Genomic DNA, 19,929 nt, shown 5'->3' with positions numbered 1-19,929 from the left:
CGGCGGGCACGATGTTCCGACATTCAACGGGGGTCGTGATGAGCGCTGCCGAGGGTGGAACCGAGCTAGGGGAAGAAGGCGGTCCGGGGGGCCGGGAGGAAGACGCAGGCGGCGCTGAGTCGGCGCTGCGTGTCTTCACCGGGGATGAGCGGCCTCAGGCCGGGCTGCGGGCCGCCGAACGCACACTGGCCTCCACGAGGGAGCGGGCGCGGAGCGACCACGAGGCGCGCACGAATGCCCGGCGGCGCCGGCTCGCCGCCCACAACCCTGAGCACGTTCGTCACACTGAGACGCTGGACACCTGCTTCCCGATCTCGCTCACCTCCAAGCCCAGCCGGATCGACGTCGTCGTCGGCACGGGCAGCGGCTGGGAGAGTCCCCTCGCCACGCTCGGCGGTCCGCTGACCGGACCGGTGCTCGTCGAGGCCGGCCCGAGCGACCGCCGTGTCGTGCTCGGGGACTGCGATCCGTGGATCGACGTCCTGCCCCGGGTGTCGACCCGACTGCGTCCGAGCCTCAGGTGACCGGCGACTTCGGCGCCCCGGCCGGACCCGCGGGGCTTGCCGCGTACCGCTTCCACCGGCTGCTCACCGTGCCCCGCCGCCCGGAGGACCCGCGCGCCGAGGACCGTACCGCGGCGCAGCTCACCGCCGCCGTGGCGGCGGCCCATGCCGTACTCGGCCACCTCAGGGGAGAGAACACGCACGAAGGTCCCCCCGTGGGGCTCGCCGCGGCGTGGGTCCGCCCGGGGCCCCACCAGCCGATGCACTTCCTCGTGGGCGGCGCCCCGCACTTCCCGCCCGCCGGGCGGGAACCGCGTCCGGAAGGCGAGCATCCCCTGAGCTATCCGCCGGGGGCGACCGCCCGCGCCGTCCCGGCGGGTGAGGCTTCCACGCTGCTGGAGCGGATGCCGTACTGGCTGCCCTGCCTCGGGTCCCACGACGCCTTGCGCATGGGCGACGACGAGCGCGCCCTGCCGACGGAGCGGCGCGGTTCCTTCGACGACGCCGTGGCCCATCTCCCGGAAGCCTTCGCCTGGCTGGTGCTGGCCGAGCCCGTCCCGTACGAGCGGCTGGAGCGGGAGCGCGGCGCGCTGGCCGTGCGGCTGCCCCGGCTGCGGCAGCGGGAGAGCTCCGAGGCCGACCGGGTGGCGGCCGAACGGGCCGAGGCCCGTTATCGCGAGCTGACGCGGGCGCTCGCCACCGGGGTGTGGAACGTGCGCGTACTGGTCGGTGCCGAGCGGCCCGAGTCCGCTCTCGCCTCGGCGGCGCTGCTGTGCGGCGCGGGTGACCTGGACGATCTGCCGTACGTTCTCGTACCCGCCCGGTGTCCCGTGCCCCTGGCGGACGCGCTGGCCGTGTCCGCTCCCGCCGCCACCGGATCCGGACCGCCGGGAACCACTCCTTTCATCGCCACCGCGGAATTGGTCGCGGCGCTCGCCAGGCCGCCGGAGCGCGAACTGCCCGGCATCCGTACGGTCGCCCCGAACCGCTTCGACGTCACCGCCGACGACCCCAGGGAGGGCGCCGTCGACGACGGCTTCCTGATCGGCGACATCCTGGACGAGTCACTGTCCGCCGCGGGCCGGCTTCACGTGTCGCGCTCGACCCTGAACCGGCACGCCTTCGTCTGCGGGGCCACCGGGTCGGGCAAGTCCCAGACGGTACGGAGCCTGCTCACCGCCCTGTCCACCCACGAGCGGCCGGTCCCCTGGCTGGCGGTCGAGCCGGCGAAGGCCGAGTACGCGCGCATGGCCGGGCGCCTCGCCTCGGCGCGCGGAGCGGAGGCGGCGCGCCGGGTCACCGTCATCCGGCCAGGGGGCGTGGACGTCCCGCCTGCTTCGCTCAACCCGCTGGAGCCGGAGCCGGGATTTCCGCTTCAGAGCCACGTGGACCTCGTACGGGCCCTCTTCCTGGCGGCGTTCGAGGGTCACGAGCCGTTCCCGCAGGTGCTGGCCAGGGCCTTGTCCCAGTGCTACACGGCGGCCGGGTGGGACCTGGTCACCGGCGAGCCGCGCCCGGCGCACAAACCGAAATACCTGCTGGACGAGCCGGACGAGCCTCGTGTGGCGGTCTACCCCACTCTGGGCGATCTCCAGTCGACCGCTCGGCAGGTCGTGGAGATGATCGGGTACGGCAAGGAAGTCACCGCGGACGTCAGGGGGTTCGTCGACGTCCGCATGGGTTCGCTGCGGGAGGGCACGCCGGGCCGGTTCTTCGAGGGCGGCCATCCGCTGGACATCGCGGGCCTGTTGAGCCGGAACGTGGTCCTCGAACTGGAATCGATCACGAACGACCAGGACAAGGCCTTCCTCATCGGTGCCGTACTGATCCGGCTCGTCGAGCACCTGAGGGTCCACCACGGCGCGGGAGGCGTGCCTCTGCGTCACGTCCTGGTGGTGGAAGAGGCGCACCGGCTGCTCAAGAACGTCGAGAACGGCCCCGCGGCCGCGGCCGTCGAACTCTTCGCCTCGCTCCTCGCCGAGATCCGCGCGTACGGCGAGGGCGTCGTCATCGTGGAACAGATACCCAGCAAGATCCTGCCCGACGTGATCAAGAACAGCGCGCTGAAGATCATGCACAGGCTTCCCGCGGAGGACGACCGCCGGTCCGTGGGCGCCACCATGAACCTCCAGCAGGAGCAGAGCGAGAACGTCGTCGCCCTGCCGCCGGGACGCGCCGCGGTGGCCGCCGACGGTATGGACCGGCCGGTGCTGACGGCGATCCCGCACGGTGAACACGACGAGAGCACGAAGGGAACGTCGACGGCGCCACCCCTGCTCACCAGTCGCAGCCCGCTGTGCGGGACCACGTGCCGCCGCGAACCGTGCACCCTGCGCACGATGAACGACTCCCACCACCGCTCTGTGGTACCGCTCCACCTGATCTGGGCCGAAGTGGCCGCCATGGCCCAGGCGATGGGCATGGCCGCTCCCGGACCGAGCGAGGTGGTCCGTTCCTCGCTGAGCGCCCTGTCCGAACGTGACCTGGAGTGCACCCTCGTGTACGCGGTCGAACGGGCCGTCGGCGCCCGAGAGTCCCTGATGCGGGACGAGGTCGACCCGGCGGACTTCGCGGAGCGGCTGCACGCGGTGCTGTCCTGCGCCCTGCGCGGCACGGACCCGCCGACCGGGGACCGGCGCCGCTACACGTACGCCAACTACCGCTTCCGGGACGTCATCTCGGTGATCGCGCGAGCCCGTAAGGCGAATCCGGACGGCCCGCACAGCTACCCCGAACACGCGGCTCAATGGGCGGCCCGAGGTCTGGTCCTGACCGGGACCTCGGGCGCGGATCACCGCCTCCAGGTCCACGCCCTCCCCGGCTACGGACCGGAGAAGCTCCACGCCCGGGTCGGCGACGTGGACCGCAGCGGCCTGCGCGACGCGGTGGCGGCGGTGACGGGCGGCACGACGAAAGAGCACGTCACACGGGCCTTCGAACTGGCCTGCGCGGACGGTCCGCTGCTCAGCGCGGTGGTCGCCGAGACGGCGGTGCGTGTCGCCATGGTGTGCGCCGAGGGAAGGGAGACCCGTTCGTGAGCGAACTCAGCGGCACGTTCGACGCGCCGCCCCCTCCACCGCCCCCACCGCCGCCGACCGACGCGTACCGGGACGGGGACGAACCGGACGAGGCGGGGACCGAGGACACCGGGTCCCAGGACACTTTCCAAGAGGACCCGGACGCCGAGACCCTCGAACCTGAACCTGAACCTGAACCTGAAGCCGAACCCGAAGCCGAACCCGAACCCGAAACCGAACCTGAACCTGAACCGGAAACAGGCAGCATCCCCACCCCCACCTCCGAGCAGCCGACGGACGGCGACGCCGGCATGCAGGAGGCGCAGGCGCAGAACGGACAGCCCGAGACCGAGACGTCGTCGGGGGGACAGGGCCCCCCGGACGGCCCCGACCGCCCCACCGCCGAGGCATTCGACGACCCCTCCGAAACTCCGTCTACCCAGGAGGACCTCACTCCCGAAGAACCCGCGTCGGACTCCCCCGAACCGGAGCCCGAACCCGAGCCCGAGCCGGAGCCCGAGCCCGAGCCGGAGCCCGAGCCCGAGCCGGAGCCCGAGCCGGAGCCGGAGCCGGAGCCCGAGCCGGAGCCGGAGCCGGAGCCGGAGCCCGAGCCCGAGCCCGAGCCGGAGCCGGAGCCGGAGCCCGAGCCCGAGCCGGAGCCGGAGCCCGAGCCCGAGCCCGAGCCCGAGCCGGAGCCCGAGCCCGAGGAGGAAGCCGAACCGGACACAGAAGCCAGGCCGGAACTTGAAGCCAAGCCGGAGCTTGAAGCCAAGCCGGAACTCGAAGCCGCCCGGGTACCTGAAGCCGCCTCGGAAACCGAAACCACACCCGTACCCGCCCCGGAAGACGCATTCGAACGCGAATCTGACCCCAGGACCGAGGAAGGGCCCGAACAGGAACCCGAACCAGGACCAGAAACGGACACCCGGGACCCGGGGGGCGGCCCGCCCGACGGCCCGACGGAAGACCCGCCCGACGGCCCGACGGAAGACCCGTCCGAGGTGCCGGAGGAGTCCGAGCGCCCAGAGAAGGACGATGCCGCAGAGGAGGCACTGGAGGAAGCCGCTCGGACCGATCGGTCCGGCATGCCCGAGGAGTCCGACGCACTACGCCGGGACACTGACGATGGACCGGCGGGCGAGAGAACGGACGAGCAGGCATCACCGGCCGATGAAGCGGCAGAGGCCATGGCCGCAGTGGCGAAAGGTGTGGGCGACCTCGCCCTCGCCGTGGCCGAGGCCGGCGCGGATATCGCCGCTCAAACGGCGAACGCCCTGGACGAGGCGGCTGCCCGCGCGGCCTTCGATTCCTGGACCGACGATCTCCGTCAGAGCATGGAAGGAGATCACGGCCCGGACAGTCCCGCTGACGCTTCAGGGTCCGGGGACGAAGGCAGTGCGAAGCCGTCACCCGAAGCCGCGGAACCTACGCCCGAAACGCTCTCTCCCGCTCCAGAGGGACTGGAATCGGGATGGCCGGATGCGGGGCCGCCACGTCCGCGGGCGAGGAAAGTGCTGGAGAACGAGGACGTGTCGGCAGGCCCGGAGCACGGGTTGCGGTCAAGGACGAGCGGGCGATTCGAAGGCTCCGCCGACACGACGTCGGCCGCCGAGCCTTCCACCGGACCCGAGGCGCTCGCGACGCCCGATTCTGGCCTCACCGGGCATGACGCGCCGGACGCCGCGCAGGCTCCGTCCCCGACGGACGTCATGGATCTCCCGGGCCCACCGGAGGTCGCTGACGCGGACACCCTCCCTCCGGCCGAGACCGACGACGCCCGAGAGGCACCGGATCCTTCTGAACCACCCGGTCTACTCGAGCCGGCTCCATCGGGGGCTCCCGACCATCCGGATGCTCCCGGAGCTTCTGAAGCACGGGCGGAGTCGGCATCCGTCTCGTCAGCCACGCTGGACGAAGCGCCTGGACCCGTGGAGCCGGACGTGTCCGCGGAGCCGGCCGACAGCGACACACCAGCGGAACCGGAAGAGCCGTGGGATTCCACGGCGAATGATGTCGACCAGGAACTGGCCCCGCAGGAAGCGAGGGCAGAGTCCGTCGACTCCATGGATGCCAGAAGGCGCGAGGCGCAGGCCAACGGACTTATCGACGAAACAGGGCGCGTTCCGGTCGAAGAGCTCGAATCAGGCGACCGCGTGCGGGGCTGGCCGTGCGATGACACCGGGTATGAGATAAGGGGCGAAGACCTGAGGGTCCTGGGACTTTCCGACACCCAGGTGGAATCCTGGCAGCGATTCGAGGCGCCGCTGGGCATGACCCCCGAACAATTCGAGGGATTCACGGGAAGCCTTAAAGAAGCGCTGACAGTGGACGGAATTGATCCAGAGCAGGTCGATATTCGACTGCAGGGCTCGTCGGCGCATTTCTTTTCCGGATCCCACAAGGATTTTCCCACTGAGCAGAGCCTGGCCGAACAGCCTGAAGCGCGAGCCAGGCTGGAGCAATGGATGGGCGGTAGAGCAGAATCCGAACGGCCCGCCCGAATCCCGTTCGACGCCAAGCACGTACTCGGAGTGGTGGACGGCGATGGCACACCCGAACCGCCGAGTGACTATGATGTCCAGCTTTCCTCTGATGCCATGGTCGACAAGGCCAAGGAGATATGGGAAGCTACTGACCCTGGCACGCGGAGCCCGCACCTCATCCACCCGAAATACGATTTCGTGAACAAAGAAGTTGCCGCACAGGCATTCCCTGCGCTGCAGGACTGGAAGGCGCGCTGGGAGGGAGAACTCGGCCGCGAAGTTGCACCAGCGTTGTTCTTTTCGGCCGGACCTCCGGACAGGACGAACGTAGGCAGCGGAATCTCCACGCATTTCCGTGAGAATGATTGGATCATCAACCGCCCGGGAGGGGATGTCAATGAATGATCAGCTACGGATTCGAATGAAGGGCCACCTCGGGGGACAGCTCTCCAGGTTTCGGGAGCAGGTGGGGCTGAGCCGGCGTGGTCGCCTTGATGATGACTGGGATGAGGAATTCGGACAGCGAGACCTGCGATCTAAAGAACAGGGTCATGTGAAGCTGACGCTCTGGCGTTACGCCGACGACGACTGGATGATTGCGCTCACCTACGAGCGGGATCCGCTACCCTCGGACGAGGCTGAAGCCTTGCGTCGGAACATCCTGGACGCCGCTGCTGCGGCCGGGCTGACGGTAACCGCCCAGTTCCCCACGCAGACTTTTCAGTGAGCAGTGGAAATGACGAAAGCGGAATTTTACGTTTCGGCTGACGTGGAGGCCGACGGCCCTGTGCCGGGTCCGTTCTCGATGTCAAGCTTCGGTCTGGCAGTCGCGGGTCTTCACGACGGCACCGCGTTCCGGACGCTCGACCCGGTTGAGCGCACGTTCTATGCCGAGCTTAAACCGATCAGTGAGGCATACGACCCGGAAGCCCTGGCGGTCAGCGGTCTGGATCGGGATCGACTGGCACGAGAGGGGCAGGAGCCCACCCTCGCCATGGATGCTGCGGCTGCCTGGCTCGCAACTGTCTCCGGCGAACTGGCCGCCGCTCCAGTTTTCCTGGCCTACCCCCTGGGCTATGACTGGATGTGGATGTACTGGTACTTCATGCAATTCGCCGCTGGCGGTTCACCGTTCGGGCATTCTCGGTGTCTGGATCTCAAGACTCTTTACGCGGCCAAGTCCGCTTCGCCGATCATCGAATCGACGAAGCGCTCGATGCCGCGGCATCTGCTCTCTTCGCGGCCCCATACGCACCATGCGTTGGACGACGCGATCGAGCAGGCCGAGCTGTTCCAAAACATGATGCGTTGGAACCAAGCCGAGCTGTAAGTGACGGTCGGATCGGCCGCAGGAACAAGGTGCCGTTGTTCGATGCGCAGTGGGCGCGGATCGAGCCGTCGCTTCCGGGGCGGGCGCGAAGCGGGGTGGCCGCCGGCGAGGCCACCGTGAAGTGATCGACGCTCGCCTCCAGGTTCCGGACCGGCACGCAGTGGGTGCGTCCGCCGGAGAGGTACGACGACCGGCGAGGCGTCTGCAACCGGCTGCGGATGTGCGCCGTCGACGGCACGTGGGAGCGGATGTGCACCGGCCCGTGGTCCAGGCCGACGCGGTCGAGGACCTGAGCTGTGCGGTCTCGGTGGACTCGACGATCGTGCGGACTCACCAGCACGCGGCCGGGCCCGTACAGAGGTGCCCCGGCCGGCGAGCCGGACGACCACGCCATCGGCCGGTCCCGCGGCGGACTGACCACGACGATCCACCTCGCCGCTGATGGCCGTTGTCGGCCCCTGGTCTTCCGTCTCACCGCAGGCCAGGCCGGTGCCGCGCCCGCCTTCACGGAGGTGATGGCCCGCCTGCGCGTTCCCCGGCGCCGGGGGCGGCCGCGCACCCGGGCCGGACGTGGTCCTGGCCGACAAGGCGTACTCCTCCCGCGAGATCCATGGTCACCTGCGCAGACGCGGCATCCGCGCGGTGCTCCCGTAACGAGCCGACCAGCAGGCCGACCTGACTTTGAGCATCTTGCTCCGGGACGAGGCAGGCTTCACCCGTCGGAGGCCCAGGGGACGCATCTGGGGCCGGCGCGGCCGCACCCCGCGGGTGGCGGTGAGCGGACGGCTGGCGGGACGCCCGTCCGCAACCGGGCTGATTGCCATGCGCACCGGCTCCCGCACCCGGCTGTGCCACCGCCTGTGTACCCACCAGGCGGGCAAAGGCGGACGTCGCAGCATGGGCGAGCGGGACTTCACGGCGCTGATCGACGGCGTCCACCAGCTCGTCAAGGTGCCCGCCGTGCTGGTGTGGGACCGCCTGACCACAACGCCTCCCGCGCCGTGGGAGCTGGTGGCAGAGCGTGAGTGGCTGACGGTGTTCCTGCTGCCCGCCCGCGGCCGCCGGCCCCCTGCCTCGCCTGCGGGCTGACTCGTGCCGCACCCCACGCAGGGGGCCGGCGTAAGGGCGGAACGCTGCTCCGGAGCATGGCGGACACCTCATGACGTAACCCTGGCTGGTCGATGTCCGCCATCCCTCCCGGCTCGGGGCCCTGGAGGCCGCAGCTGGAGCAGATCCGTTCGCGGTCGACACCGTTCGTCCTCGCCTGCGCCCAGCGGTCCAGAAGCTCGGTGTAGGTGCGGGGCAGGAGCTACCTCTCCCCGGTTCAGGTGAGCGACTCCAGGAAACCGGCGCAGGCGAAGTCGAGTTGCTGGTGGCTTTCCGCACCTGGGCAACGGCGCCCCTCTCGCGCAGTCACCGTTCGATTCCCGAGCCGGGAAACGATCAGCGTCCCTGATGGATCGAGGCCCAGAGCGAGAAGATCAAAAAGATGAGGAAGACGAGGCAGCCGCAGCCGCTGCCCTCCGCACATTTGACATGCCGGCTATCCGACCGGTCTCAGCGCCCGCGCGAGCGCGTCGACGGTCACCCCGACGATCGCCCGGAGTTGCTCCGGGCTCGACCCGGCCCTACCCATCACCGCGAGAGACTGGTTCACGGCCGCTATGTGTACGGCGAAGTCCTCGGCGTTCTCGTCGGACATTCCGCCGGCCTTCAGCGCGGTGCGCAGGCGCGGGCGCTGGAGGCCGAACAACTCTTTGACATGCTCTGCGACGCTCGGGCTCAGCGCCGGACTCGCCATGACCGACTGGGCCATCAGGCATCCGTCGGGCACGGCGGGGTCGGCGATGCGCCTCAGGGTGACGTCGAAGAACGCACGGACGGCGGCGACGGGGTCCTCGGCCGCGCACGAGAGGGCGGCGTCGAACTTGTCGCCGTAGCGCGTGGCATAGCGATCCAGGCAGCGAAGGAAGAGCGCGTCCTTGTCGCCGAGCGAGGAGTAGATCGAGCTGCGGTTCAGGCCGGTCGCCCGGGACAGGTCGTCGAGCGAGGTGTCGGCGTAGCCGGAGCGCCAGAACTGGATCATCGCGGCGTCGAGCACCGTGTCCATGTCGAACTGCTTCTTGCCTGCCATGCGGCCCATCCTCCCATCTTGGACTGATCAGTTCAAGAAGTGCTAGCGTCGAAGCACGGTCCACCCGCCTCGATGGAGGATTCCCATGACCAACCCCGTCCCCACCCTGCCCCTGCATGACCTGGCCGGATTCACGCACCGCTGGGTCGACGCCGACGGCGTCCGCCTGCACGCCGTCGAAGGCGGTCGGCCGGACGGACCGGTCGTCGTCCTGCTCACCGGGTTCCCGCAAACGTGGTGGGCCTGGCGAAAGGTCATGCCTGCTCTCGCCGATCGGTTCCGGGTCATAGCGATCGACCGGCCGGGCCAAGGCAATTCCGAGCATCCGGAGCTCAGCTACGACACGCACACGGTCGCCGCGCACGTCCAGGCCGCCGTGAACGCCCTCGGCGTGCGGGACTACTGGCTCGCCGGGCACGACATCGGCGCCTGGGTCGCCTTCTCCCTCGCCCTGAACTACGAGAGCCGACTGCACGGGGTCGCGCTGCTCGACGCCGGAATTCCCGGTATCACCATGCCGGAAGCGATCCCCCTCGACCCGACTCTGGCGTTCAAGACCTGGCACTTCGCGTTCCACGTGGTGCCCGATCTTCCCGAGACGCTGATAGCCGGCCGCGAGCGGGAGTACATCAGCTGGTTCCTGAGGACCAAGTCCCTCGCGCCCGACGCGTTCGAGGAAGCAGAGCTCGACCACTACGGCGCGGCCCTCGCCGTCGATGGCGGCCTGCGCGCCTGCCTCGCCTACTACCGCGACGCCGCCGAGTCCGCGCGCAAGAACCGCGCGGCGCTCGAGCAACGGCGACTGACCGCGCCCGTCCTCGGAATCTCCAGCAGCCACGGCTCGATCCCGGATATGGCGGCCTCCATCAGCCCGTGGGCCGAGAACGTGACCGGCGTCATCGTGCCCGACGCCGGTCACTACATCCCCGAGGAGCAGCCCGAGGCCGTCGCCGCCGCCCTCACCGACTTCTTCAGCGGCCGTTAGTGCTCTAGCGGGAGGGCGATCCCCATTGCCGTCGTGGGCCCGTCAGTTACGGGCCCACGACGCGCGCCTACGGACGTGCCGTGAACCGCCCGTCGCCCCGCTTGTGCAGCCAGCCCCGGGCGGCGAGCTTGGTCATCTTCGCCCGCAAAGGTTCCTTGCATGAGGGGTGCACCGTGGCTGACCTGCCGCAGACTTGCAGTCGGAGACATGGACGGCACGCCACGGCGCGACGCTGGGCCTGCGGCAACGGTGCGACCGCACGCGGATGCAGAGGCCCGGGACATCGAGGACGGATAGCCGCAGACCGAGCGATCACGAACGGTCCGGGTGCCGGTGACCTGTCGGTCAGAGCTGGTGTCGGCGGGCCGGGTCACCGACCGGCGAGTGTCGCGAGCCTGCGGATGAGCGTGGCTCGCTCCGGTTCGTTGCTCGCGAGGTCGAGGGCGGCTCGGTAGGCGGCGGCCGCCTCGGTGGTGCGGCCGAGTCTTCTCAACAGGTCGGCCCTCGCGGCGGGAAGCAGGTGGTAACCGCGTAGCTCCTCGGTGTCGGCAAGGGCGTCCAGGAGTGGGAGGCCCGCCTGCGGGCCGTCGCGCATGGCGATGGCCACGGCTCTGTTCAGTGCGATGAGCGGGGACGGATCGATCTGGAACAGCACGTCGTAGAGTGCGGTGATCTGCGGCCAGTCGGTCGTTTCGAAGTCGGTGGCCTCGTCGTGCAGCGCCGCGATCGCCGCTTGCACCGCGTACGGTCCGACGCCGGGACCGGTCAGGGCCGGCACGACAAGTCGCTGTCCCTCTGCGATGAGGTCGGCGTCCCACAGAGCGCGGTCCTGGTCTTCGAGCAGCACCTGGCCTCCCGCGGCGTCGGTCCTGGCCGCGCGCCGGGCATCGGTGAGCAGAAGGAGCGCGAGCAGCCCGGTCACCTCTCGTTCCCCAGGCAGCAGCCGGTGCAGGATCCGGGCGAGCCGGATCGCCTCCTCGGCCAGGTCGGGGCGCATCAGGTCGCCGCCGGAACTGGCGGCGTACCCTTCGGTGAAAACGAGGTAGACGACTCGGAGCACGCTGGGCAGCCGCGCGGGCAGTTCGTCCGGTCCCGGAACGCGGAACGGGATGCGCGCGGTGCGGATCTTGCGTTTCGCGCGCACGATGCGCTGGGCCATCGTCGCGGTGGGCACCAGAAACGCCCGTGCGACCTCGGAGGTGGTCAAATCCGCGAGAAAGCGGAGCGTCAGCGCGGCTCGGGCCTCCGCGGAGAGCGCGGGGTGACAGCAGGTGAAGAACAGTTGCAGCCGCTCGTCGGGGATGTCGCCGAAGCCGGCCTCGGGCGGAACCGTGGGGGCGGCCCGGTCGCTTTCCACCTGCAGAGCCGCCAGCCGCTCGGCGTACGCGCGATCGCGTCGGATCCGGTCGATGGCCTTGCGGCGTGCCGTGGTGAGCAGCCACGCCAGCGGCTTGTCCGGCACTCCGTCGACCGGCCACCGCCGCAGTGCTGCCTCGATGGCCTCGGAGGTGGTCTCCTCGGCGAGGTCGAGGTCCCCGAACCGGGCAGCGAGCAGGGCGAGCAGCCGGCTCCGGTCCTCACGGAAGACGGCCTCCACGGAGCGGGTCGCTCGCTGCCCGTTCACGACAGGTCCGGCTCCCAGACGGTGCGGACCTCGACGGTGCCGTACCGGGCACCCGGGCAGCGAGCGGCCCAGTCGAGCGCGGCGTCCAGGTCGGGAACGTCGATCAGGTAGTAGCCGCCGACGATCTCCCGGGTCTCGGCGAACGGCCCGTCGGTCACGACTCGTTCACCATCCACGCGGACGCGTACGGTCGTCGCGTTCGAGATGTCCAGTGCGTTGCCGTCCAGCTTGACGCCGGCATCGGAGACGGCCTTGTCGAACGCCATGAACTCCTCCACGGTCGGCCCATCGGCCGGACGTTCTCCGGTGGATTCGGGGGACGGCGTGTTGATCAGCAAGAGGTACTTCACGGTGCGCTCCTCCTGGGGCGTCGGGCTGGTTGCACAGGTATGACGAACGGCCGCGGGAAGGATCGACAGGACGACCAGACAATCTTGACGTGAATCTTCGGCGACCGGGGAGCGCCGCCGGCGAGCGCCGCCCCCCTCGACGGAAGCGACTGCCATCGTGGGCCCGCCTCAGGCTCAGGAGAGGGACGTGACCGACCTCGCGCGCGCCCTCGTCTTCTGTTCCGGCTCCGTGATGCCGTCGCCCGGCGCACAACCGTACGGCTTGAGGGTGGACGGGAGCGTCACCTACGGCGCCGACGTAATCATCAGCCACACCGGCCCCCCGGCCTGCTCGCCGGAATCACTCTGGGTACCTCGCCAACGAGTATGAGCAGAAGCCGATCGACGCCCCCGGGCGATGTGGTCGTAGATCTGACCAGCTACTGAGCTGAGCGGCGGGGGAGTGGCGCCTGCCGGCGGGCGAGGGCACGATGCTCGCCGGGACGATTGAGGATGCGGGTGTAGCCGCCGACCAGCGGACGCCCCGTCAACCGGCCGCGCTGTCCTCGGTCTCCGGCGCCGGCCAATGCACGGCCTTGTCGCGGAAGGACGCGTGAACGGGCACAAGGTCTGTGCCGCTGGTGTCGTCAAGGGCGGTGACGTTGATGCCGGTCTCCGGGACGTCTCTGTCGATCGCCGCGACGCGGCTGCCACAGGTCGGGCAGAAGCCGCGCTTCGCCTCGCCTTCGAAGGTCTCGAACCATGTCGGCTCGCTCTCGCCGGTCCAGGTGACCGTCTCGAAGCCCACCCACCACATCACGGGGGCGCCGCCGAGCTTCTGGCAATGCTCGCAGGCGCAGGTGTGAGGGAAGACCGCCGGACCCCGGGTCGTGAAGCGGATGCGGCCGCACAGGCAGCCGCCAGTACGTCCCTCGGCTTCTTCGGCTCCCTGGAAGTCGGCGGCGGGGGTGACGTCCATCAATGCTCTCCCAAGCCGGATAGGCGAGTCGGGCCCATCAGTGTGCCATCGCTTCCGTGATCGTCAGGACGCTGTGATCGGGCCGGTCCCGGGGTGCTGTGGGCGCGGACCGGGGATGGGACGCTGTCCTTGTTGCCGCAGAGCGGCTTCGACTGCGGCCTCGGGAGCGATGGCGGCGGCGCGCGCGCCCCGGCCGAGTATCTGCACGAGATCGTCGTCTCCGACGGGACGGGCACGGCCGGGGGGGGGCTCCCGGACGGGCAGAGGACCGGTCCGCGGATCCTGGCGTAGGCGGAGGTCGCGGGCTGTCTGCGGCAGGAGCAAGTGAGCCTGATGGACCTTCAGCGCATCATCGGCGTCGCGGGGGCTGGAGGAGTCATGAGGAAATCGGGCCGACAGCTCTCTTGACGCCGCCTTGGCTGCCTGAGTTGATGTGGGACTAACGTTTGGGAGCGCTCCCATCTCATTCGACCCGAGGAGTCCATCCGTGCCCCATACCCGTAAGGCCGGGCCCTTCCTCGCCGCAGCGGCCGCGACCGCCGCCCTCGTCGGCCTGTGCGCAGCGCCGGCCGCCGCGGCGAAGGCGTCCCCCGCCGACGATCACATGCTCGCCCAGGGCACCAGGTTCTACGTCGAGCCCGCGAGCAAGGCGGCCAAGCAGTCCCTCGCCGACCTCAAGGCGGGCGACAAGGCGGACGCCGCCGCGATGGCCGCGATGGCCTCGTACCCGGTCGCCCAGTGGTTCACCGGCACCGCTGACCCCGCGCAGACCACGGACGACATGGCGAAGCTCCAGGCCAAGGCCGCGGTGGAGAAGCGGGTGCCGGTCACCGTGGCGTACAACGTCCCCGGCCGCGACTGCTCGCAGTACTCCGCGGGCGGCGCCGCCACCGGCGAGGAGTACGCCGCCTGGGTCGACGCCCTGGCCAAGGGCATCGACGACCACAAGACCGTGGTCATCCTGGAGCCCGACGGGCTGGCCCTCTCGCCCGCGTACTGCGGCGGCACCGCCGAGCAGCAGACCGCCCGGCTCGCGGAGATCAACGGCGCGGTGGACCGGCTGGAGCAGCAGCCCGGTGCGGTCGTCTACCTGGACGCCGGCCACAGCTCCTGGCAGCCCGTCGGCACCATGTCCAAGCTGCTGATCGACGGCGGGGTGGCTCGGGCGCAGGGCTTCTTCCTCAATGTCTCCAACTACCAGACCGACAGCGATCTGGTCCGCTACGGAACGCAGATCTCCAAGTGCGTCTGGTACCTGCGGAACACCGCAGGCGCCCAACCGAGCGACTGCGCGGACCAGTCGTGGCCGGCTGCGGACGCCGACGCGTGGTACGCCTCGCATGTGCCCGCCGACGCCCAGCTGACCCACTTCGTGATCGACAGCAGCCGCAACGGCCAGGGCCCGTGGACGCCGACCGCCTCCTACCCGGACGCCCAGGAGTGGTGCAACCCGCCCGGCCGCGGCCTCGGCGTGCGCCCCACCACCGACACCGGCAACCCGCTGCTCGACGCCTACTTGTGGGTGAAGGTGCCCGGTGAGTCCGACGGCAGCTGCACCCGCGGCACCGCCGGCCCGACCGATCCGGAGTACGGCGCGGTCGACCCGATCGCCGGCGCCTGGTGGCCCGACCAGGCCCACGCTCTGGCCGCCAACGCCTCCCCGGTGCTGACCTTCAACCCGGACCTGCTGCACCGCTGAGCGGGCAACCGCGCCTGAGCCGACGGCCATGCCCCGCCCCCGGGGCGTGGCCGCCGGCGCCGACCCCGTTGAACGCCCGGTCCCAAGCCAGGGATGCGTGGGATGTCCGTCCAGCGCTCCGTGGGGGAGACGCCGGCGCCGGTTCCGTCGGCACAGAGCGGCTACAAGGCTTCCGTCTGCGCAGAGCGGCTACAAGGTCGCGGTCGACACCGGGCACCGGGACCGGCGCCGCCCTCGGCGACCGCCCCGAGCGCCGCGCCGCACCCCGCTGCCCCGGCCGACCGTGTCGGACATCCCCGACGCCCCGTGCCGGCCGTTCGGCCACCCCGCTCGGCCACCCCGCTCGGCTACGGGGCCGCAGGCAGGCGCAAGGGCCCGTGGCCCGATCGGCCTCGGCAGCGGCGATGCTCGTCACGCTGGTCGGCGAGTTGTGCGACGGCCTGGCGGACCGCGACCGGGGCAATCTGGGTCTTCGAAGTGGGGCGGTGCGGAGGCATCCGCGGGCTCGGCGGGTGGTGGCGCAGCGTCTCAGCAGCCGCTGGTTCTCGGCGTTGCGGAAGCCGAACGCACTCGTGCGACGAGCTTGATCACGCGGTTGATGCCTTTGCTGTCGGCGTTGTGGTGCCCGGTGTCGATGAACGCGGCGATCTCGGTCCACCAGCGGTCCGCGGTGACGGCGAGCTGCCGCACGTCGGGGATGTCGGCGTCCGCGCACCAGGTGGGAACTTCCAGCGGGCGTGGCCGACTTGGTGCCGGTCGGCGACGGTGCGGGCCAGGGCGAGGAGGTTGCGCAGGTTCTCCTCGGCGATCCACGCGGTCAGCAGTGTCTGCCCGGTCTTCCCCTCGCCGAGCGGCGTGTTCCACATGCGCGTGAACGGGCCGTCGGTGAGATCCTCGCGGTTGCGTAGGAGCCGTCGTCCGTCTTTCCACTCCGGGACGCGGGGCGTTAATGATCAAGATAGGCCATGTAGCGAAAGCGGACCGTCTGTCAGACCTGTCTGGGAAGCTTCGGGCATGGAGATGAGAGTGCAGCTGACGATCGATTGCTCCGATCCGCAGAGAATGGTGGCGTTCTGGGCCCAGGCCCTGGGCTACGTGCCCGAGCCCGCGCCGGACGGGCACGCCACGTGGCGTGCCTACTGGGAGGCCATGGGGGTGCCCGCGGAGGAGTTGCCGACGGGGGCCGGCGACATTCCGGAGTCGATCGTCGATCCGGTGGGTCGCGGACCGCGCGTGTGGTTCCAGCAGGTTCCGGAGCCGAAGACCGCCAAGAACCGGTGGCACTTCGACCTCAAGGTCGGTGGCGGCCGTGACGTCCCGCTGGACGTCCGCGCGCGGCGGGTCAGGGCCGCGGTGGATCAGCTGGTCGAGGCCGGTGCCACCCTGCTGAGGATCAAGGACGAGCCGGACACGGGGCTCTACGCCGCGGCCATGCAGGACCCCGAGGGAAACGAGTTCGACGTCGTCTGAGGGCCGTTGCGACGGTGCTGGTCACATCCGCTCGCTGACGGGCACGACCGGCACGGTCGCCTCGTAGCGGACAGCGAGCTTGTCGTAGCGCGTGGGGGCAGCGCGGTTTCTCTTGAGGCGGTTGATGGCACACTCGATCGCGTGGCGTTCGCGGGAGCCGGTCGGGTCGAAGCGTGGCGGTCGGCCGCCACGGGAGCCGAGCTTCTGGCGGTTGCGTGCCTGGTCGGCCTTGTCCCGGATGGTGCAGTGGGCCCCGCGGGGGCGCAGCGACCACGTAGAAATGTCGATCAGCTCTTGAGTTGTTTGTCGATCACGAAAGCCATCTCCCGCAGAATACTGTCCGATTCCCCGGTCGACTCGCCTGGATTTTTCACCCGACGGAGTTCGACCACCACGTTGTACCGTCGGAAGTTCAGCTGGCAAACCTGCCAGATTTCCTTGTCCGACAGAATGTCCTGGGTGCTGGCGATCGATTCACCGATCGTCGCGTCATCCCCAATTCCTGGTTCGTAGCTATGGATGAGGGTCTGACCGCTCTGGACGTCAGGCCCCTTCTTCAACTTATCCAGAAGCTCAGTAGCCTCTCCACGATCCCCCTGCCGACTGACGATAATGGAAACCTCGGCTTTTTGTGATCTGCTCGTCCAGGAGCAGGAGGTGATTTCGGGTCCGATTTCTGGCGGGCCACCTTCTTTTGCGTCGGGTACCCATCTCCTGAAATTTGGGTTTTGCCAGATCGTGCCACAGACGTATGGCGGTGACAAGAACTTACGATCATCCAACTCGCGCTTGGTGAAGTATGTCGCGACAGCTGCCAAGGCCAGGACGGTGGCGGTGATCCGGGCCGCACGCCACAACTGTTCTTTCGATGGACGCCATCTCGGGGGACGGCTGTAGGTGTGCACCCCACCGTGGACGATGCCTGCTTGGATCACCGGGCCATGGAAATCTCCATCCTCGATCTTGTTGTGTACTTCCTTCCGCGACGCGAGCGGTGAATCTTCATGTGGTGTGTGCTCATCCGCCAACCTGACCCCCGTGCCCCGACCAAGGCGAAGTGATACCTCTGAACTATGGGGTACCTGCGTCAGATCGTCTACGAGATCTTTGGACGATGTCTCTTACGACCGACACTCCAGCCCCGGTTCGCGATCTCGCGGTCGGGTGACCGTTTCGGGCTCCGTGGACGGCGCGGGCCGTGGAGGGACTGCGGCTGCTCGCCAAGGCCGACCGCATCCTCGCCGAACTCGCCGGCGGGCGCACAGACCGCACCTGGGACAGACGCATGCGCGCCCACCCGCCCCGCCACCTGCTCGTCCTCGGCGACTTCGCGATGCGCCGACTGCCCGCCCCCAGACCGACGACCTCTACGAACTCGTCTCCGAGCGGCAGGGCCGGTCCCTGATCATCAGGAGTAACAGGGAACCCAGCGACTGGTATCCGCGGTTCCCTGTCGTCGCCGAGTCCCTCCTCGACCGAAGCCGAGCGACTCCTGCTGATCCGCTCCTCCAGGCCGGGGGCTCGACGGACCGGCTCCGCTCGTGGACGTGTCACCGGCACGGGGGTGGGCACCCGCTCACGAGTTCCGGCCGAAGGGACTCGGCTACGGCCGGCCGCCCTGGTCTCCCAGGGCGTTCAGCGCTTCGTCCGTGAGCCGGTACACCGACCACTCGTCCTGGGGGCGGGCGCCCAGTGCCTCGTAGAAGTCGATCGCGGGGCGGTTCCAGTTCAGAACCGACCATTCCAGGCGCTCGTAGCCGCGTGCGACACAGACGCGGGCGAGTTCCGTCAGCAGGGCCTTGCCGTGGCCGCCGCCGCGGGCCTCGGGTCGGACGTAGAGGTCCTCCAGGTAGATGCCGTGCACGCCCCGCCAGGTGGAGAAGTTGAGGAACCACAGCGCGAAGCCCACGACCTCGCCGTCGGCGTCCTCGGCCACGTGTGCGTAGGCGGCCGGGCGCTCGCCGAACAGGGCCTCGGTGAGCTGTTCCTTCGTCGCCCTGGCCTCGTCGAGTGCCTTTTCGTACTCGGCGAGCTCGCGAATCAGGCTGTGGATGACGGGGATGTCGGCGGGGGTCGCGGTACGGATCATGCCCTGAGTCTCACACGTGGTGCCCGCCGGGTCCCAGGCCGGATGCCGGAACGGGGGCGGGCGCGGCCGGCGCGCCGGGGAGCAGTACCCCGAGGACGGGCTCGACGGCGCCGGCTCCCCTGCGGGAACGTCGGTTACCTCGGCGGATCCTGACCTGCCGGGGTGGCGGCCGACCGCGTGTTGCGGCGTACCGGGCCAACGTTCGTCCGACGCGCACCGCGACGATCCCGAGCTCGGGCACCGCTTCCTTCCCGACGAGGCCCAGGCCGCCGGTGAGGCGATGGCCGAGCGTATCGCCCGGCGGATCCGCCGGGACGATGGCTGGTGGAGTGCCTTCGGCAAACGCAGGGGCCACGGGAAGAACGCCAAGGCCGAGCCGCCGGTCCACGACGACCTGGTGCGGCGGATGGTCGCCTCAGGCTTAGCCCTGCTGGTCGGCGGCGGCATCGAGATCAGGTACACGCGCTACCGGTCGATGCGCACCTACACGCAGCTCATGATTGCCTACGACAGCGGCTGGATGCTGACTGCCCTGACCGGCTTTCTGATGGCGCGGCAGGGCTACAGCGCCGGGGGCGAAGTCTGGATGGGCTACCAGACGGCCGCCCCCATCATCTTCGCCGCACTGCTGGTCGCCGCTGCCCCTACGCAGATGGCCTCGGGCACTCGGCGCGACCTCGACCGAACACCGTGTCGATAGGCCGGATCCCAGCTCTTTCGCACGGTCGGGCCGTGCCGCGGGGCCCTTGGCAGGGTCGGTCTTAGGCGTCGTGTGGTGCGCGATCGGGGTGGCCGGGGTGCACGGCCGGCACGCCGGTGCGGTACCGCGTCGCGGCAGTGCCGGCCGCCGCGGCCGTGCTGGTAACCGTCCTGGTAGCGGGGCGCCGGGCGGCGGGCCGAGAGCCCCGCCTCCCCGGCCGGGCTTCGTGCCGCTGATCGTCGTGCAGGCCGTGCTGATCGGCTTCGGCTGCGGACCGCTCAACGGGGTGCTGGGGCGTCCTCGGCTCGTCTTCGCCCGCCAGCCACCTCGTTTCCGCCCTGTGCGGGCTCACGACGGTTCGCGCCGCAGGGGCCGTGCGGCCCCTTGGAGACGAGGAAGGCGGAGAGGGCGAGTCCGGCGTGCAGCGCATGTGTCGGGGTCCGGCTGCACAGTCGTATGCCGATCAGCCCCAGGCGGCTCGCCGCAGAGTACTGCCCCTGGTGGACGAGCTGCGGGAGCGCCACGGCGCCGTCATGATCCGACTGCGGCCTGGCTGGTTGCACGGCCCTCACGTGGAGCTGACCGCC

Annotated in this window: 17 protein-coding genes and 2 pseudogenes; 12 read left to right on the top strand and 7 right to left on the bottom strand. The window is 69.8% G+C overall.

What is annotated here, in order from left to right; genetic code table 11:
* The first annotated feature begins 38 nt into the window (after positions 1-38).
* The 7 genes and pseudogenes from QSK45_RS09295 to QSK45_RS09265 all read left to right on the top strand — a co-directional run.
* Complete coding sequence (locus QSK45_RS09295; RefSeq protein WP_285555040.1) at positions 39-524, top strand: hypothetical protein; 486 nt, start codon at positions 39-41, stop codon at positions 522-524.
* Positions 521-3,541 (top strand): ATP-binding protein, encoded by a 3,021-nt coding sequence (locus QSK45_RS09290; RefSeq protein ID WP_285555038.1) that lies wholly within the window; start codon positions 521-523, stop codon positions 3,539-3,541. Before QSK45_RS09295 ends, QSK45_RS09290 begins: the two co-directional genes overlap by 4 nt.
* Entirely contained in the window at positions 3,538-6,408 is a 2,871-nt protein-coding gene (locus QSK45_RS09285) for a hypothetical protein (protein ID WP_285555036.1), read from the top strand. The genes QSK45_RS09290 and QSK45_RS09285 overlap by 4 nt, the downstream gene beginning before the upstream one ends.
* Positions 6,401-6,730: a hypothetical protein gene (locus QSK45_RS09280; protein ID WP_285555035.1), complete on the top strand. Its 330-nt coding sequence runs from the start codon at positions 6,401-6,403 to the stop codon at positions 6,728-6,730. Before QSK45_RS09285 ends, QSK45_RS09280 begins: the two co-directional genes overlap by 8 nt.
* Before the next feature lie 9 nt (positions 6,731-6,739).
* Positions 6,740-7,333 (top strand): 3'-5' exonuclease family protein, encoded by a 594-nt coding sequence (locus QSK45_RS09275; RefSeq protein WP_285555033.1) that lies wholly within the window; start codon positions 6,740-6,742, stop codon positions 7,331-7,333.
* 392 nt (positions 7,334-7,725) lie between these two features.
* Positions 7,726-7,984 (top strand): annotated as a pseudogene (locus QSK45_RS09270) (transposase); the annotation flags it as partial.
* 75 nt (positions 7,985-8,059) lie between these two features.
* Positions 8,060-8,386, top strand: a pseudogene (locus QSK45_RS09265) (IS630 family transposase); the annotation flags it as partial.
* Positions 8,387-8,876: 490 nt separating this feature from the next.
* Here QSK45_RS09265 and QSK45_RS09260 read toward each other — a convergent pair.
* Positions 8,877-9,467, bottom strand: a complete 591-nt coding sequence (locus QSK45_RS09260; RefSeq protein WP_285555029.1) for a TetR/AcrR family transcriptional regulator — start codon at positions 9,465-9,467, stop codon at positions 8,877-8,879.
* A gap of 85 nt (positions 9,468-9,552) precedes the next feature.
* On the opposite strand from QSK45_RS09260, the gene QSK45_RS09255 reads away from it, so the two are divergent.
* On the top strand, positions 9,553-10,452 hold the full coding sequence (locus tag QSK45_RS09255) for an alpha/beta fold hydrolase (RefSeq protein ID WP_285555028.1): 900 nt from the start codon (positions 9,553-9,555) through the stop codon (positions 10,450-10,452).
* Positions 10,453-10,822: 370 nt separating this feature from the next.
* Here QSK45_RS09255 and QSK45_RS09250 read toward each other — a convergent pair whose 3' ends face one another.
* From QSK45_RS09250 to QSK45_RS09240, 3 genes are all read right to left on the bottom strand, one after another.
* Positions 10,823-12,076: an RNA polymerase sigma factor gene (locus QSK45_RS09250; RefSeq protein ID WP_285555027.1), complete on the bottom strand. Its 1,254-nt coding sequence runs from the start codon at positions 12,074-12,076 to the stop codon at positions 10,823-10,825.
* Positions 12,073-12,426: a YciI family protein gene (locus QSK45_RS09245; RefSeq protein WP_285555026.1), complete on the bottom strand. Its 354-nt coding sequence runs from the start codon at positions 12,424-12,426 to the stop codon at positions 12,073-12,075. The genes QSK45_RS09250 and QSK45_RS09245 overlap by 4 nt, the downstream gene beginning before the upstream one ends.
* A gap of 526 nt (positions 12,427-12,952) precedes the next feature.
* Positions 12,953-13,384, bottom strand: a complete 432-nt coding sequence (locus QSK45_RS09240) for a GFA family protein (protein WP_285555024.1) — start codon at positions 13,382-13,384, stop codon at positions 12,953-12,955.
* Between the two features lie 487 nt (positions 13,385-13,871).
* Here QSK45_RS09240 and QSK45_RS09235 point away from each other — a divergent pair, with 487 nt between their 5' ends.
* Positions 13,872-15,083, top strand: coding sequence for a glycoside hydrolase family 6 protein (locus QSK45_RS09235; protein WP_285555022.1), 1,212 nt, complete (start codon positions 13,872-13,874; stop codon positions 15,081-15,083).
* A 528-nt stretch (positions 15,084-15,611) separates the two neighbouring features.
* Here the strand turns inward: QSK45_RS09235 and QSK45_RS09230 are convergent.
* Entirely contained in the window at positions 15,612-15,896 is a 285-nt protein-coding gene (locus QSK45_RS09230) for a transposase (protein WP_285555020.1), read from the bottom strand.
* 201 nt (positions 15,897-16,097) lie between these two features.
* On the opposite strand from QSK45_RS09230, the gene QSK45_RS09225 reads away from it, so the two are divergent.
* Positions 16,098-16,553: a VOC family protein gene (locus tag QSK45_RS09225; protein WP_285555018.1), complete on the top strand. Its 456-nt coding sequence runs from the start codon at positions 16,098-16,100 to the stop codon at positions 16,551-16,553.
* Between the two features lie 287 nt (positions 16,554-16,840).
* On the opposite strand, the gene QSK45_RS09220 is transcribed toward QSK45_RS09225, so the two are convergent.
* Positions 16,841-17,581 (bottom strand): hypothetical protein, encoded by a 741-nt coding sequence (locus QSK45_RS09220; protein ID WP_285555017.1) that lies wholly within the window; start codon positions 17,579-17,581, stop codon positions 16,841-16,843.
* Positions 17,582-17,751: 170 nt separating this feature from the next.
* Between QSK45_RS09220 and QSK45_RS09215 the strand changes: the two genes are divergently transcribed.
* Positions 17,752-17,958, top strand: coding sequence for a hypothetical protein (locus tag QSK45_RS09215; protein WP_285555015.1), 207 nt, complete (start codon positions 17,752-17,754; stop codon positions 17,956-17,958).
* 198 nt (positions 17,959-18,156) lie between these two features.
* Here the strand turns inward: QSK45_RS09215 and QSK45_RS09210 are convergent, their stop codons facing one another.
* Complete coding sequence (locus QSK45_RS09210) at positions 18,157-18,642, bottom strand: GNAT family N-acetyltransferase (RefSeq protein WP_285555013.1); 486 nt, start codon at positions 18,640-18,642, stop codon at positions 18,157-18,159.
* Positions 18,643-18,922: 280 nt separating this feature from the next.
* Between QSK45_RS09210 and QSK45_RS09205 the strand changes: the two genes are divergently transcribed.
* Entirely contained in the window at positions 18,923-19,342 is a 420-nt protein-coding gene (locus QSK45_RS09205) for a hypothetical protein (RefSeq protein ID WP_285555011.1), read from the top strand.
* Positions 19,343-19,929 lie beyond the last annotated feature (587 nt).

This window comes from Streptomyces hygroscopicus subsp. hygroscopicus, from assembly GCF_030269125.1.
Classification (GTDB): Bacteria; Actinomycetota; Actinomycetes; order Streptomycetales; family Streptomycetaceae; genus Streptomyces; species Streptomyces hygroscopicus_C.
The sequence above is the reverse complement of the archived record's forward strand: the minus strand, read 5'-3'. Positions and strand labels throughout refer to the sequence as shown.